Consider the following 14,061-nt stretch of genomic DNA (forward strand, 5'->3'; position numbering starts at 1 on the left):
ATGATAAGTTGATTTTTTTGACTTGTCAGCGTTTTTTTTCCAGCCGAAACGGCCCCTCTGGGCTGCTTTTCCGCCCTGTTTTTCGCCCCTGTTTGTTGCCGTGGAAACAGTCTGTAAGGCGCATGTTTACTGGCTTTGATCTCGCTGGGCGACGCGGGCCGGTGTCCAAAAAGGGCGGCGCCGCGCGGCGTTTTCGACGCGGACGTACAACTGCCCATCTGCACGTAGTTTGCGAAATATCAAAGTTTATATGTGTTGTTGTTTGCGCAAAATCATTCCGCGGCGAAGATGGCAGTTTTTTTGAGGCAAAAAAATATGGATATCGAGATCGCGCGCGGGCGCTTCCTGTCGACCGAGGATGAATACGATATGTACCGCCTGCGTTACCGGGTGTTCAGGGAGCGCCTGAAATGGCAGGTCGATACCGTCGGCCAACTGGAGGTGGACCAGTTCGACCTGTGCGACCCCGTGTACGTGATTGCCAAAGAGGCGCAGCAGTTGCAGGGGTGCTGGCGGCTGTTGCCGACGACGGGGCCGTATATGTTGAAGGACACCTTTCCCGACCTGTTGCACGGCTTGAGCGCGCCCTGCGACGACGCGACTTGGGAATTGAGCCGCTTCGCCGTGCGGCGCGGCAGCGCCGGCCCTTTCGGCTTTGGCGATACGCCGATGGCGATGATGCAGGAAACGCTGACGTATGCGCAGGCCCACGGCATCCAGCGCTACGTCACCGTGACGACGCCGGCCCTGGAGCGCCTGCTCAAGCACCTGAACATCCGCTTCGAGCGCTTCGGCCCCGCCTTGCAAATGGGCATAGAGCGTGCCGTCGCCCTGAGCTTCGACACGAATCAGCGGATCGACGCCGCGCTCCGCAAGGCGGGCGAATACCTCGCCCCTTGCGCGCAGTCGTCCGGGGCCGCGCGCGACCTCGCCTGCGCCTAGTCTTCCCCTCTTGCCGGCCCGCCCGAGGGCCGGCAAGACGCGCCGCCGCATCCTCTCCGGCCGCGCCATCGACGCCTCTCCGTGCGCCGCCTCCCCGTCCATTCCGCCTGCCTTGAGGTGTCGCGCGCCGGCCCGCTACATGGCCATGTAGCAGACATGGCGCCGGCCCGGCACTAGACTGCCGTCCAGGACATGGGGGCGTGGCGTGCGCCGCGCAAGGCCCATGCATATCCGGAGAGCTTACGTGAACCCACACACTTCAATCGCCAGTGCCGACGCCGCGTCTGGCGCCAAGACGATGCTGATGGTCGAAACCCGTTCCCCCTGGGAATCGGGCGACGCCGCCGATTTTCTTTTGATCGTGCGCGCATTGCTCGACGCCGGAGAACAGGTGCAATTGTTCCTGATACAGAACGGCGTCTTCTGGCTGCAGCAAGAGCGCCAGCAACTGCTGCAGTTGTGCAGCCAGTTCGACGGGCGCCTGGCGCTGTGCGCCGACGACATGTCGCTGGAAATGCGCGGCATGTCGCACCAGGACGCCGCGCACCCTGCGCGCATCTGCGCCATCGATGCCCTGGTGGCGAGCATGGCGCAGCCCAACGTGAAAACCATTTGGCACTCATAACATGACGCTAGAACACCTCCACGGCGCCAGCGCGCCCGCCGAAGCCGGCCTGGCGGCGGCGCCCGCGGGCGGCGCCGCCAAGCCCAGCTTTTTCTTCGGCATGATGGGCGCGCCGTTCCAGTCCGATACTGTCACGTCGCTGTTTCGCATGGTCGAATCGGCCTTGTCGCAGGGCCACAACGTCACCGTCTGGAACTGCGGCTACGCCACCGGCCTGTCGCAAACGACGCTGGTGCGCCCGCGCGATTTTTTCGCCCCGCCCGACAGCGCCGCCAGCAATCCGAACACGGCCGAGATGGTCCAGGCCCTGTTCCGGCGCTACCCCGACGAGGGGCGCTTTGAGTGGCTGGTGTGCCGCTACTGCATGGAGGAGCGCGGCACCGTGCACCAGATCGAGCAGGCCAAGGTGAAGATTCCGTTTTCGTTCCAGCACTATCTGAGCGCCGCCGACGTGTCGCTGGTATTGGGGGTGAAATGATGCGCACGCCAAGACGCCCCTCCAAGACCTCGCTGGCCATCATTGAGCGGGCCTACCGCGGCAGCCTGGAAGAACAGTACGGCCACATCGTCTGGCTCACCCGCATCATGAAGGGGATGAGCGCACCCACCGCCCTGCTGCTCAAGGGCGACACGCTGATGTTCGCCAAGCGCGGCCAACTGGTGCGGCCGCTGCGCATCGGCGACCTCGACATCGACGTGCTGTCCAACTATGAGGCGGGCCTGGTCGATGTCCTCGCCGCCCAGGTTCCCGTCTACGCCTGGCACGCCGACATGCTGCGCCTGGGATTGACGCAGGCCGACCTGGTCGACGGTATCGAACCCATTCACGCCGCCGGCATGCCGGCGCTTCTCAACCGCTACGACTGTATTTGGTATTGGTAAACACAAATGAACGATATGACATCCCCCCTGTTGTGCGACACCCATTTGCACGTCGACGGCGAGCAAGCCCGCGACTTGTTGTTGGTCAGCGGTAGCGACATCTTTGCGCTCGGGCACTACCCGGGCAACCCGATCTACCCCGGCGTGCTGATCGCCGAGCGCCTGTGCGCACTGGCGGCGGCGCTGGCCGGCGCGCAGTTCGGCGGCGTTGCCCACGTCGGCGCGATCAAGCGCATCCAGTATCTGGACGCCATCCTGCCGGGCGACGTGGTCGAGCTCAGCGCTTCGCTCAAACGCGCCGAAGGCGGGCGCCTCGACATCGTCGCCGCCGCCACGGTGGCGGGCAAGGCCAAGACGCGCGCCACCCTGATCTGTCAGGCCGGCCCGATGCCGGCCTGCGCGCCCGCCGCGCTGGAGTCGCCCGTGCCCGGGGCGCAGCGCATCGAGCACCGGCAACTGGCCAAGTTGCTGCCGCACCGCTATCCCTTCCTGCTGGTCGACCGCATCGAGCATTACACCAGCGGCCAGACGGTGCTGGCGACCAAGCTGCTGAACCGCGCCTCGCCGCTGTTTCTCGACGCCCGGCCGGCCAGTTATCCGCACGGCCTGATGGTCGAATCGATAGGCCAGGCCGGCATTGCCCTGTTCTTCCTGTCGGGCCAGCAGGACGAGCCGCAGGACATCGTGCTGGGCTCCGTTGTCGACGCCAGCTTCGAGGCGCAGATACCGTTCGACGTCGCCGTCACGCTCGAAGCGCGCATCGAACGCCTGCTGCCGAACGGCGTCGTGTTCAGCGGTTTGGCCCGCGTCGGCGAGCAGGTTTTGACGCGCGTCGGCAGCATGATCGCGATGATCGACCCGCGCTGAAACGCAACAGATACGCCCTTACTACAGGGGCATGTAGCAGACGCGCAAGCGGACGCTCCCTAGAATGATGTCATCGCTTGGAGCGGCGCAAACGCCGCGTTACCAGGCGGTGCGTGGCGCGCCAGCGCGGCCTTGTTCGATAGATTGCATTTTTGGAGACGACAGTGAAAAAGACGGCATTGGTAACGGGCGGCTCGCGGGGAATCGGGCGCGCCATTTGCATTCAACTGGCCAGGCAGGGCTACGACGTGGCTTTTTGCTACCAGTCCAACAGCGATGCCGCTCTGGCCGTGAGCAATGAATTGGCGCAGCTGGGCGTGCGCTCCTACGCCTCCCGCTGCGACGTCTCGCAGATGGCCGACGCCAAGCGCTTCTTCACCGCGGCCCAGGCCGAGCTGGGCGACATCGAGGTGCTCGTCAACTGCGCCGGCATCATCAACGACGCCCCCCTGGTCAGCCTGTCGGAAGAAGCCTGGCACGCCGTGATCGACACCAATCTGACCGGCACCTATAATTTTTGCAAGCTCGCCGCCTTCGCCTTCATGAAGATGAAGCGCGGCAGCATCATCAACGTCTCCTCGATCGCCGGCGTCACCGGCAACGCCGGCCAGACCAACTACGCGGCGTCGAAGGCGGGCATCAACGGTTTCACCAAGGCCCTGTCGAAGGAGCTGGGGCCGTTCGGCGTGCGCGTCAACTCGCTCGCACCCGGCTTCATCGACACCGACATGACGGGGCACCTGCACGAGGCGATCGAGAAGAAAATGCTGGAGAAGATATCGCTGCGCCGCATGGGCCGGGCCGACGAGGTGGCGCACCTGGCCGGTTTCCTGGCGGGCGACAACGCCAGCTATATCACCGGCCAGGTGATCCAGGTCGACGGCGGCATCGCCTTATGAACGGGCCGGCACTCTTCCTGCGGGCGGACGCGGCGGCGGTGGCGGAGCCTGACTACGCCGCCCCCTTCGACGCGCTCGCCTGCATCGTCGAAGATGCGCCGGGCCGGATGGTTTTTGAGAACACGCTGGCCCACGACGATCCGATTTTCGCGGGCCACTATCCCCACTTCGCGATTTTCCCCGGGGTCTTGATTTTCGAGGCGTTTTCCCAGGGCATCGCCTGCATGACGCGGCGCCATGGCGGCGCGGCCTTGCGCGTCATGCGCATCAAGAGCCTGCGCTTCCTGAAAAGCATGCACCCGGGCGACTGCTACCGCATCACGCTGGAGGCGGGCGCGGCCGACGCCGCCGGCGTCGTCGACTTTGCGGCGCGCTGCGAATGCGCCGGCGAGCTCGTCGCCACCGCCGCCTTGACGGCCGGCCCGCAACTGACGCCCGGCCCGCGCGCCGCCGCCGACTTGCTCGTCCCGGCCGTGGCCGCCTCGCCCCAGGACTTGATGCATTTGCACGCGGTGCTGCCGCAGCGCTATCCGATGCTCTTGCTCGACCGCAGCCTTGCGCTGGACGAGGGGCGCAGCGTGCTGGCGCAGAAAAACATCTCGATCGGCGAGCCGTGCTACCGTTTTTGCCGCTCGCTCAAGCAGCCCCTGGCGCTGGCCTATCCGACTTCCTTGCTGATCGAATCGTTCTCGCAAGCGGTGGGCTTGTTGCTGGGCAGCGTGTGGGACATGGCCAGCGCCAAGGATAGCCATGCCATCGCCTTCGGCACCTTCCAGGACATCGTCATCCACGGCCACGCCTATCCGGGCGACCGGGTGGTCCACCACGCCGAACTCGACTACGCCAACGCCAGCACGGCCATGTTCCGCGGCAGCAGCTATGTGGATGGCGTGGCCATCCTGACGTACAAACGCTTGCTCGGCGTGATGCTGCCGAGCGCGCAACTCGGCGCGGCGCAGCCATGAACGCCGCGCACGCCATCGTCATCACCGGCATGGGGGTGATTTGTCCCCTGGGCCGCGACGTCCCGAGCTACTGGCGCGCCTTGCAAGAGGATGACGCCGAGCCGGGCCGGCGCGACGACGCCGGCTTCAATTCGCAAATGCTCAACAACACCCTGTGTTACGGCGTGGCCGAGCGCGGCGCGGCGCCGGCGGGAAGCGGCGGGGCCAGCGGTTTCGCGCTCGTCGCCGCCCGCGAGGCGATGCGCGACGCCGGCATCGACGGCGCGCGCGCGGCCGGCATGACGGTGGCGCTGGCGATCGGCACGGGCGCCGGCGACAGCGACGTCGGCGAGCGCGCGCGCCTGGCCGGCGGCCCGCCCGAGGCCGGCGACCTGCCGTATGGCGTGGCCGACAGCGTGGCCGCGGAGCTCGGTTGCGAGGGGCCGGTTTTCACCTTGAGCAACGCCTGCTCGGCCAGCCTGTATGCCTGCGCCTATGCGGCCGAGTTGCTGCTGGACGGCTGCGCCGACGCCGTCGTCGTGATCGGCAGCGAGTCGATCGGACGCGTCACCCAGGCCGGCTTCGAGCGCATGCTGGCGCTGGACGGCGAAGCCTGCCGCCCCTTCGACGCGCGCCGCCGCGGCACCTTGCTGGGCGAGGGCGCTGCCGCCCTGGTGCTGGAACGCGCCGACGCCGCGGCGCGGCGCGGCGCCCATGTCTACGGCGAACTGCTTTCCTACGCCAGCAATTGCGACGCCCACCATCCGACGGCGCCGCGCGCCGACGGCGCGCGCGCCGAGGCCGTGATGCGCGAGGCGCTGGCGCATGCCGCGCTGGACGCCGGCGCGATCGATGCGATCGTCCCGCACGGCACGGGAACCCAGATCAACGACGCCACTGAAAGCGATATATTGCAGCGCGTCTTCGGCGACCGCCTGGGCGCGATCCCCGTGTGCGCGATCAAGTCCAAGCTGGGCCACGGGGCCGGCGCGGCCGGCGCGTTTTCGCTGCTGACGGCGCTGCTGATGCTGCGCGACCGGCTGGTGCCGCCCATGGTCAACGGGCGCCGTTTCGAGCCCGGCTGCGACTTGCGCTTCGTCACCGGCGCGGCGCTGGCCCATCCCGTGCGGCGGGTGCTGGTGAACGCCTATGCCTTCGGCGGCAACAATATGTCGATGATCGTGGGAGGGCCGCCATGAGCGTCTATCTGTCGGCGCCCGGCATGCTGTCGCCATGCGCGTCCAGCCTCGCCACGCTGGGGCAGGCCGGCGCGGCCGCGGCCCCGGGCCAGGCCTGGTTCGATGCGCGCCAGCACCTCGGCCAGCGCAAGATCCGCTACCTCAGCCGCGCCACCCGCTACCTGCTGGCGGCGGCGGGCCAGACCATGCAGACGGCGGGGGCGCGCTTCGCCGCGCTGCCCGAGCACCGCAAGGGCGTGATCGTCGGCACCAATTTCGCCGACTACGCCGTGCGCAGCGAATTCGACCAGGTGCTGCTGCGGCAGGGTTCCGGCGCCTTGAGCTCGGCCCAGGCGCCGAATATGTCGGTCAACATGCCGGCGGCCCAGACGGCCATCGACTACGGCTGCGGCGCCGTGTGCACGACGCTGACCAGCAGCGCGACGGCCGGCATCGAGGCCATCGTCTATGCCGGCAACGCCTTGCGGCGGGGCCAGGCCGACGCCCTGCTGGTCGGCAGCTGCGAAGACAATGGCGACGACGGCGAGGGCACGCCCCTGCTGCCGCACGTGCTGGGCGGCAGCTCCACCTTCGCCGCCTGGACGGCGGCCACGCCGCCGGAGGCCGGCGCCCACAAACTGGCCGGCTGGCATTGGCGGCGCTATCCGGCCGCCGCCCTGGCCGACCCCGCCCGCGGGCCGGCGCTGCGCGCCGCCTTCGGCGCGGCCATGGCGGGCCTGCTTGGCGCCGGCGCCGCACCGATCGACGTGCTGTGGTCGGGTCCGCCCGACGCCGATCCGCACCTCAAGGCCGGCCTGGCGCAGGCGCTGGCCGGCGCCGCCATCGACCACCGGATGCTGGCCTTGCCGCCGGCGCTGGCCCACTCATTCGCGGGTTGCAACGCGCACATGCTGGCGCTGCAATTTGCCTTACTCACATCGAGCAGAGCGCTGCTCTTTGTCGCCACCCAGGCCCTGGGTAGCGTCGTTGTACTTTACCTCACCCCAACAAACCACTTAACTTAAATTAGGAAACCGCTATGAATATGCCTACATCGACGATCGCCGAACGCAAAGCCATGATCAAGGGAATCGTCACCGAAATCCTGGAAATCGAAGCCGAAGAAATGACCGAAACCAGCCTGTTCAAGGAAGACCACGGCGCCGACTCGCTGCGCGCCATCGAAATCCTGGCCAGCCTGGAAAAAGCCTTCAGCGTGCAGATCGCCCAAGAATCGCTGGCCGCCATGGTCAATCTGGACGGTGTCTACGGCATCGTCAAGACCGCCGCCAACTGGAACGAGTAATCCCATGAAAAGAGTAGTCATTACTGGTATCGGCGCCGTAACGAGCATCGGCATCGGCGGCCGCGATTTCTGCAACGCATTGAGAGCTGGTGTATCTGGTGTCAGTGAGATTACTTCTTTCGACACCAAGGGATTCGAGCATTTCAAGGGCTGCCAGATACATAATTTCGAGCCCGCCAACTGGCTGCAGCACGTCGACCCCGCTAGCATCGGTCGCAGCAGCCAGTTCGCGGCGTCGGCCGCCGTCATGGCGGCCGCCGACGCCGGCCTGAGCCGCGAGGCCCTGGCCGCGTCGAACTGCGGCGTTTGCATCGGCACCACCGACGGCGAGTCGCAGATCATCGACCAATTGAGCGAGCAGGCCCTGCAGCACGGTTTTGCCGCCATCGACGCGCGCCTCGTCACCCAGGTGCCCTGCCATAACATCGCCACGGCGGTGGCCACCGAATTGGGCTTGCGCCACCAGGCGCTGGTCATGCCGACGGCTTGCTCGGCGGGCAATTACGCGATCGGCTATGCCTACGACTTGATCAGCCTGGGCGAAGCCGATTTCATGATCTGCGGCGGCGCCGACTCCATCTGCCGCAAGACCTTCGCCGGCTTTTACCGGCTCGGCACCATCGCGCCGGAAGTCTGCCAGCCCTTCGACATGCACCGCAAGGGCATCATGACGGGCGAGGGCGCCGGCATCCTGCTGCTGGAAACCCTCGACAGCGCGCTGGCGCGCGGCGCCCACATCTATGCGGAGGTGCTCGGCTACGGCTTGACGTGCGATGCCGACCACATGGTCGCGCCCAACCGCGACAGCATCGCGCGTTGCATCCGCAACGCCCACAGCAACGCCGGCATCACCCCGGCCGACGTCGATTACATCTGCGCCCACGGCACCGGCACCGTCGCCAACGACGTCACCGAGGCGGCGGCGATCCGCAGCGTATTCGGTGCCGACATGCCGCCGGTGAGTTCGATCAAATCGATGATCGGCCACACCATGGGGGCCGCCAGCGCCATCGCCAGCGTCGCGTCGGCCATCGCGATCGACGAGGGCTTCATTCCGCCCACCATCAACCATGTGGAGGACGATCCCCAGTGCGGCGTCGATTGCGTTCCCAACGTATCGCGTCCGGCGCCACTGCGCATCGTCGAGAACCATGGCTTTGCGTTCGGAGGCAACAATGCCATCACCATTTATGCGCGCTACGAAAGCTGAGGCGACACTGCAATGAGCAAACCATTAGACATCGCCATCACGGCCTGGGAAACGATTTCGCCGCTGGGCGCCGGCGCGCAAGCCTTCGCCGGCGCCGCGGCGGGCGCGGCCAATCTGCCCGAGGACTTCGTCGCGGCCCAGTACCCCAGCGAGCTGGAATACAAATTCGCCCCCTATGAGGGCAAGCAGTTCCTCGGCAAGGGAACCCGCACCATGGACCGCACCACGGCCCTGGCGGTGGGCACGGCCAAGCTGCTGTTCGAGGCCTGCCCCTTCGGCGAGGAGCAGCGCGACCGCTCCGGCTTCATTCTCGGCACCAGCACCGGCAGCATCCGCAGCACCAGCGACTTCATGCGCGATTCCCTGGTCGGCGAGCGGCCCTTCCTGGTCAATCCGGCGCTGTTCCCGAACACCGTGATGAATTGCGCCGCCGGGCAGTGCGCCATCTGGTTCAAGGCGCGCGGCGTCAACGCGACGATCGCCGCGGGCCGTCTGTCCGGCTTCATGAGCCTGCAGTACGCGTCGATGATGCTGCGCCGCGGCTACGCCGACATGCTCTACACCGGCGCCGTCGAGGAGCTGTGTCCGCAGACGGCCTGGGCGCACCAGATCCTCGGCGCCGCCGGCGAGCGCCTGGCCCTGCCGCAGGGCGAGGGTTGCGCCATGTTCGCGCTGGAGCGCGCCAGCGACGTCGCCGAGCGCGGCGGCCGCGCCGCGACCACGCTGTACGCCCTGCATTGCCAGCGCTATTTCGACGCCACCAAGGAAATCACCCAGGCCGCCGTCGACGGCGTCGTCGCGGCGATCCGCGAGGTGCTGGCGCGCTTCAAGTTCGGCGCCGACGACATCGGCTTCATCAGCATCGGCGCCACCAGCGACAAGGCCGCCTATGACATCGAGCGCGCCGCCGTGGAGGCGTATTTCGGCCGCAGCCGCCTGAGCGTGATCGACGTCGTCGACCGCGTCGGCGAGACGTACAGCGCGGCATTCTCGTTCAAGCTGGCCGGCCTGCTTGGCCATGCCGGCTACCAGGGCGAGGGCAATAGCCCGTTCGGCATCGTGCTCTCGGCCACCCACGACGGCTATGTCGGCGTCGCGCTGGTGTGCCGTTGATCGCGGTTAATGTTATTTCATGCATGAATTCATGCGAGGAGAGAGTTTGATGCGCTTAGCAATCACGGGGTCGGCCATGGTGACCAGCGTCGGGCCCGACAAACAGACCGGTTTCGACGCCATGTGCCGGGGCGTCAGCGGGCGGACGACGCTGCAGGGCTTCCCGGCCCAGCGCTTCAACGCCAAGTATGCATACGAGATCGCCGACCGCCCGGCCCAGGCCGACGGCAGCACGGCCGACGCCACGCTGCGCGCCAGCGCCTGGCTGCGCGACGCCATCGTCGCCGCCGTCCGCGAGGCCAAGCTGGGGCCGGACGAGGACTTGTGCGTGATCGTCGGCACGGGCTTGCGCGAATTGCGCTCGCTTGAGCTGTTCTGGACCGAGGGCCAGGAATTCTCGCTGCCGGCCCTGCATTTCGAGGCCGCCGTCGAGCAGGCGCTGGGCTTTGCCGTGCCGGTCATGACGGTGTGCAACGCCTGCTCGGCGTCGAACTATGCGCTGGCCATGGCCGAGGACTTGATCGCCAACGGCAGATACCAATGCGTCGTCGTGGCCGGTTGCGATGCCATCACGGAGAGCATGTTCGGCCTGCTCGACCGGGTCAACCCGGAGCCGCCGGAAATGGTCCAGCCCTTCGAGCGCGCCCGCAAGGGCGTGCTGATGGGCGAGGGCGCCGCCGCCCTGGTGCTGGAAAACCCCGGCAACGTGGCGCGCCGCGGCGCCCGCGTCCAGGCCTGGTCGCGCGGCGTCGGCACCAGTTGCGACGCCAACCACGAGACGGCGCCCGACATGGCCGGCATCGCCCGCGCCATCGCCGACGCCCACCAGCGCGCCCGCCTGCAGCCGCGCGACATCGACCTGATCGTGGTGCACGGCACCGGCACCCATTTGAACGACGCCACCGAGGCCAACGCGCTGCGCCACGTCTTCGGCGCGGCCATCTCGTCGGTGCCGATCTCCGGCCTGAAGTCGATGACCGGGCACACTTCGGGCAGCTCGGGCCTGGTCGGCGTGGTCACGGCGATCGCCTCGCTGCGCGCGCAGACGATCGCGCCGACGCTGAACTTCTCCAGCCCGATGGCCGAGGCCGAGGGCATGCTGATCGTGCACGACCGGGCGCTCCAGCATGCGATGACGTATGTCCAGGTCAACGCCTTCGGCTTTGGCGGGGTGAATGCGGTGGCAATTATTGAAAAGGTGGCAGCATGACGATACGCGTAGCAATCACCGGCCTGGGACTGGAAGCGCCGGTCCTGGCCCACACGACGGGCATCGAAAGCTTGCTCGACCGCTCCGCCGAGTACGGCTGGGACTTCGACCCCTCGCGCAAGCTGGGCAAGAAAGGCTTGCGCTACAAGGAGGTGGCGACCTTGATGAGCTTGTGCGCCGCGCGCGGCGCGCTGGAGGATAGCGGCCACCTGGCGGCCGGCGCCGACGGCAAGCTCAACGACGAGCGTTTCGGCGTCGCCATCGGCTCGAACAGCAGCAACCTCGACACCATCTGCCAGGTGGCCGAGCGCATCCGCAGCGAGCACGTCGACGCCACCAGCCCGATGGACTTGCCGAATGCGTCCAGCAATGTGGTGGCCTCGACGCTGGCGATCCGCCACGGCCTGCGGGCGCTGAACCTGATGCTGACGTCGGGCGCCAACGCCTCGTTCGACGCGCTGGCGCTGGCCGCGAACGCCATCACGGCCGGGCGCGTCGAGCGCATGCTGGTGGGCGCCGTCGAAGTCGACAGCCTGGCCCTGAACAGCCTGCAGGCGGGACGGCGCCTGGACCCGGAGCAAGCCTCGCCGGTGCCGGCCGTCATGCCGGTGGCCAGCGCCGTGGTGCTGGAAAACGCCGAGCTGGCGGCGCGGCGCGGCGTGCGCATCTACGGCTACCTGGACGACTACGCGATGAACGGCGCCTCGACCCAGGCGGCGCAGCGCTTCGCCCGCTTCGTCATGGGACGCCACCACGAGTTGTACTGCCTCGACGCGGCGCAACTGGGGGCGACGCTGCGCGGCTTCTCCGTGGCCGACCTGGGCGCCGACGCCAACATCGTCGACCTGAGCGCCAGGACGGGGCAGTGGTATGGCGGCCTGGCGCTGGCGCAACTGATGCTGGCCTGCGAGCGCTTCGCCACCGGCCGCGCCGCCAACGCCATGCTGGTCAGCGGCGCCACGCTGGGCGACCGCCGCCTGTCGGCGCTGGCCCTGTCGAAGGCGTAGACCGGCGATGAACATGCCCCTGCGCCTCGACGGCGCCGCCCGCCGCCAGGTCACGCGGGAGGTGGCCGGCTATCCGATCCGCGCCACCTACCATGGCGAGTGCGCCCAGCCGCGCGCCACCTGGCTGTTCGTGCACGGCATGGTCGAGTCCGACGACGTGTGGGCCAGCGTGCCGCCGCTGCTGCCGCCGGGCGTGGTGGCGGTGACGCTGGAGCTGCCGTGGAGCGGCCGGCTCGACGCGCTGTGGGGCTTGAGCATGGCCCCCGAGCAGTGGTTGCACGCGGCGCTGGAGGCGCACGGGATCGCGCCGGACGGCATCGTCGCCCATTCCTTCGGCGCCAATGTCGTATTGCAGTACCTAGAGCGTCATGGCAGCGGCGGCGTGGCCCACCTGCTGCTCATTTCGCCGTTTTACAAGGCGTCGACCGGGGACGTGAGCTGGGAATTGTTCCAGCACTATGTTTTCGAGTTTGAACGCTTCATCGAGCTGAGTCTGACCGTGCGGCAGGGCAGTCGCCCGCTGGCCCCCGAGCTGTTTGGCGCGGTGCGCCAAAAGCTGCGCGATCAGTTCGGTTGCTACAGTTGGATGCAGTTTTGGCAGTTGTTTTCGCGCACGCCTTTTTTGTCGCTGCGCGAGTTCACTCAGCCTTGCCTTTTGATCACGGGCGCCGACGATTTTTCCAGTCCGCTCGCCGACGTCACGGCGCTGGCGCGCGGCCTGCCGGATGCGCGGCTGGTCGTGTTCGAGGATTGCAGCCATTTTTGTCTGAGCAGCAAACGGCAGGAGACGCTTGCCCAGATTGTCGATTTTGTGGACATGTCCCTGCCCGCACCTTTTTCCACCTCACCTACACACAGGAGTACACACGATGCACGCAGTAGCCATACCTGAATCTATCGCCGCCGTATCCGAAATGCGCACCACCACCGTCCTGCTGCGTCCGCGTTTCGAGGGCTCGAACATTTGCACCTGGATCGGTTTCAAACACGTCATGTACGTGGTCGAGGAAGCGGTGCTCGACCATTTCCGCCAGCACGGCCTGGTGCCGCGCGAGCTGTATGAAGAGCACGGCCTGTGCCTGGAAGTGATCGATTCGAGCGTGCGCATCCTGCACGCGCTGCACATGGACGACCAGGTGGAAGTGCGCATCGAGCCGAAGACCAAGGCCGGCGCCAAGGAAATCACGGTGGCGGTGACGCTGACGGTGGAGCGCGAGGGCAAGCCCGTCAAGGCCCTGACCGGCAAGGTCTTGCTGATGCTGCGCCAGGACGACAGCCAGATCACCGGCGGCGCCGGCGCCGTCGCGCCGCACTTCCTGCAAGAGCACTCGGCGCCGACGCTGCGCCGCGCCGGCCACGCGGTGCTGCCGCTGGACCAGAGCGTCAGCCGCGAGCGCGCCGCCGTCGCGCCGGACGTCTTGAAAGCCCTGGGCGCCGACAGCAGCAACAGCTTCGTGTGGAAATGGCATGTGCCGTATTTCTATTGCCACTACAACGACCGCATGCAGCACAACGGCTACCTGCGCCTGATGGAGGAAGTTGTCGACCTGTTCCTGGCCGAGCGCGGCATTTCCATCCGCTCCCTGCTTGAGGACAACAAGTGGATCCCCGTGGTGCCGACGGCCCGCGTCGAAATCGTCGACGAGGCGCGCATGGAAGAAACCATCTACACCGTCTACACGGTCGAGGAAATCTTCAAGGACACCACCTACCGTTCGCGCATGGATTGCTACGTCGAGCGCAACGGCGCGCTGGTCAAGACGGCCACCGGTTCGATCGTGCACGGCTATGCCGTCATCGAAAACCGCAAGGATTGGAGCCTGGTGCAGTTCGACCAGCGCACCATCGACGCGCTGAGCGGCAAACCGGCGTAATCCG

Annotated in this window: 16 protein-coding genes; all 16 read left to right on the forward strand. The window is 67.0% G+C overall.

Annotation, left to right across the window (positions count from 1 at the left end; genetic code table 11):
- The first annotated feature begins 315 nt into the window (after positions 1-315).
- Positions 316-942 (forward strand): acyl-homoserine-lactone synthase, encoded by a 627-nt coding sequence (locus OIK44_RS15245; RefSeq protein ID WP_273671804.1) that lies wholly within the window; start codon positions 316-318, stop codon positions 940-942.
- Positions 943-1,186: 244 nt separating this feature from the next.
- A complete protein-coding gene (locus tag OIK44_RS15250) occupies positions 1,187-1,567 on the forward strand; it encodes a DsrE family protein (protein WP_273671805.1) in 381 nt (126 codons plus the stop codon).
- Position 1,568: 1 nt separating this feature from the next.
- The gene (locus tag OIK44_RS15255; protein ID WP_273671807.1) at positions 1,569-2,045 is read left to right on the forward strand and encodes a DsrE family protein; all 477 of its coding nucleotides are present in this window, start codon (positions 1,569-1,571) and stop codon (positions 2,043-2,045) included.
- On the forward strand, positions 2,045-2,449 hold the full coding sequence (locus OIK44_RS15260; RefSeq protein ID WP_273671808.1) for a hypothetical protein: 405 nt from the start codon (positions 2,045-2,047) through the stop codon (positions 2,447-2,449). Before OIK44_RS15255 ends, OIK44_RS15260 begins: the two co-directional genes overlap by 1 nt.
- 15 nt (positions 2,450-2,464) lie before the next feature.
- Positions 2,465-3,316 (forward strand): ApeI family dehydratase, encoded by an 852-nt coding sequence (locus OIK44_RS15265; RefSeq protein WP_273671809.1) that lies wholly within the window; start codon positions 2,465-2,467, stop codon positions 3,314-3,316.
- Between the two features lie 164 nt (positions 3,317-3,480).
- Positions 3,481-4,215, forward strand: coding sequence for a 3-oxoacyl-[acyl-carrier-protein] reductase (gene fabG, locus OIK44_RS15270; RefSeq protein WP_273671811.1), 735 nt, complete (start codon positions 3,481-3,483; stop codon positions 4,213-4,215).
- Positions 4,212-5,180 (forward strand): ApeI family dehydratase, encoded by a 969-nt coding sequence (locus OIK44_RS15275; protein WP_273671813.1) that lies wholly within the window; start codon positions 4,212-4,214, stop codon positions 5,178-5,180. Before fabG ends, OIK44_RS15275 begins: the two co-directional genes overlap by 4 nt.
- Entirely contained in the window at positions 5,177-6,358 is a 1,182-nt protein-coding gene (locus OIK44_RS15280) for a beta-ketoacyl-[acyl-carrier-protein] synthase family protein (protein WP_273671815.1), read from the forward strand. The genes OIK44_RS15275 and OIK44_RS15280 overlap by 4 nt, the downstream gene beginning before the upstream one ends.
- The gene (locus OIK44_RS15285; protein ID WP_273671817.1) at positions 6,355-7,362 is read left to right on the forward strand and encodes a beta-ketoacyl synthase N-terminal-like domain-containing protein; all 1,008 of its coding nucleotides are present in this window, start codon (positions 6,355-6,357) and stop codon (positions 7,360-7,362) included. The genes OIK44_RS15280 and OIK44_RS15285 overlap by 4 nt, the downstream gene beginning before the upstream one ends.
- A 14-nt stretch (positions 7,363-7,376) precedes the next feature.
- On the forward strand, positions 7,377-7,643 hold the full coding sequence (locus tag OIK44_RS15290) for an acyl carrier protein (protein WP_273671819.1): 267 nt from the start codon (positions 7,377-7,379) through the stop codon (positions 7,641-7,643).
- Between the two features lie 4 nt (positions 7,644-7,647).
- Positions 7,648-8,853, forward strand: a complete 1,206-nt coding sequence (locus tag OIK44_RS15295; RefSeq protein WP_273671820.1) for a beta-ketoacyl-[acyl-carrier-protein] synthase family protein — start codon at positions 7,648-7,650, stop codon at positions 8,851-8,853.
- A 12-nt stretch (positions 8,854-8,865) separates the two neighbouring features.
- Entirely contained in the window at positions 8,866-9,966 is a 1,101-nt protein-coding gene (locus tag OIK44_RS15300) for a beta-ketoacyl synthase N-terminal-like domain-containing protein (protein ID WP_273671821.1), read from the forward strand.
- A gap of 49 nt (positions 9,967-10,015) precedes the next feature.
- Entirely contained in the window at positions 10,016-11,176 is a 1,161-nt protein-coding gene (locus OIK44_RS15305) for a beta-ketoacyl-[acyl-carrier-protein] synthase family protein (protein ID WP_273671823.1), read from the forward strand.
- The gene (locus tag OIK44_RS15310; RefSeq protein WP_273671825.1) at positions 11,173-12,183 is read left to right on the forward strand and encodes a beta-ketoacyl synthase N-terminal-like domain-containing protein; all 1,011 of its coding nucleotides are present in this window, start codon (positions 11,173-11,175) and stop codon (positions 12,181-12,183) included. Before OIK44_RS15305 ends, OIK44_RS15310 begins: the two co-directional genes overlap by 4 nt.
- Positions 12,184-12,190: 7 nt before the next feature.
- Complete coding sequence (locus tag OIK44_RS15315; RefSeq protein WP_273671827.1) at positions 12,191-13,075, forward strand: alpha/beta fold hydrolase; 885 nt, start codon at positions 12,191-12,193, stop codon at positions 13,073-13,075.
- Positions 13,076-13,097: 22 nt separating this feature from the next.
- On the forward strand, positions 13,098-14,057 hold the full coding sequence (locus OIK44_RS15320; RefSeq protein WP_273671829.1) for an acyl-CoA thioesterase family protein: 960 nt from the start codon (positions 13,098-13,100) through the stop codon (positions 14,055-14,057).
- Positions 14,058-14,061: the final 4 nt, after the last annotated feature.

This window comes from Janthinobacterium fluminis (assembly GCF_028595325.1).
GTDB classification, from domain to species: Bacteria; Pseudomonadota; Gammaproteobacteria; order Burkholderiales; family Burkholderiaceae_D; genus Janthinobacterium; species Janthinobacterium fluminis.

What these genes read in the sequence shown, in the direction of transcription:
- OIK44_RS15245 (WP_273671804.1), top strand. Translation starts at nt 316, where the DNA reads ATGGATATCGAGATCGCGCGCGGGCGCTTCCTGTCGACCGAGGATGAA.
- OIK44_RS15255 (WP_273671807.1), top strand. Translation starts at nt 1,569, where the DNA reads ATGACGCTAGAACACCTCCACGGCGCCAGCGCGCCCGCCGAAGCCGGC.
- OIK44_RS15260 (WP_273671808.1), top strand. Translation starts at nt 2,045, where the DNA reads ATGCGCACGCCAAGACGCCCCTCCAAGACCTCGCTGGCCATCATTGAG.
- OIK44_RS15265 (WP_273671809.1), top strand. Translation starts at nt 2,465, where the DNA reads ATGACATCCCCCCTGTTGTGCGACACCCATTTGCACGTCGACGGCGAG.
- OIK44_RS15275 (WP_273671813.1), top strand. Translation starts at nt 4,212, where the DNA reads ATGAACGGGCCGGCACTCTTCCTGCGGGCGGACGCGGCGGCGGTGGCG.
- OIK44_RS15280 (WP_273671815.1), top strand. Translation starts at nt 5,177, where the DNA reads ATGAACGCCGCGCACGCCATCGTCATCACCGGCATGGGGGTGATTTGT.
- OIK44_RS15285 (WP_273671817.1), top strand. Translation starts at nt 6,355, where the DNA reads ATGAGCGTCTATCTGTCGGCGCCCGGCATGCTGTCGCCATGCGCGTCC.
- OIK44_RS15290 (WP_273671819.1), top strand. Translation starts at nt 7,377, where the DNA reads ATGAATATGCCTACATCGACGATCGCCGAACGCAAAGCCATGATCAAG.
- OIK44_RS15295 (WP_273671820.1), top strand. Translation starts at nt 7,648, where the DNA reads ATGAAAAGAGTAGTCATTACTGGTATCGGCGCCGTAACGAGCATCGGC.
- OIK44_RS15300 (WP_273671821.1), top strand. Translation starts at nt 8,866, where the DNA reads ATGAGCAAACCATTAGACATCGCCATCACGGCCTGGGAAACGATTTCG.
- OIK44_RS15305 (WP_273671823.1), top strand. Translation starts at nt 10,016, where the DNA reads ATGCGCTTAGCAATCACGGGGTCGGCCATGGTGACCAGCGTCGGGCCC.
- OIK44_RS15310 (WP_273671825.1), top strand. Translation starts at nt 11,173, where the DNA reads ATGACGATACGCGTAGCAATCACCGGCCTGGGACTGGAAGCGCCGGTC.
- OIK44_RS15315 (WP_273671827.1), top strand. Translation starts at nt 12,191, where the DNA reads ATGAACATGCCCCTGCGCCTCGACGGCGCCGCCCGCCGCCAGGTCACG.
- OIK44_RS15320 (WP_273671829.1), top strand. Translation starts at nt 13,098, where the DNA reads ATGCGCACCACCACCGTCCTGCTGCGTCCGCGTTTCGAGGGCTCGAAC.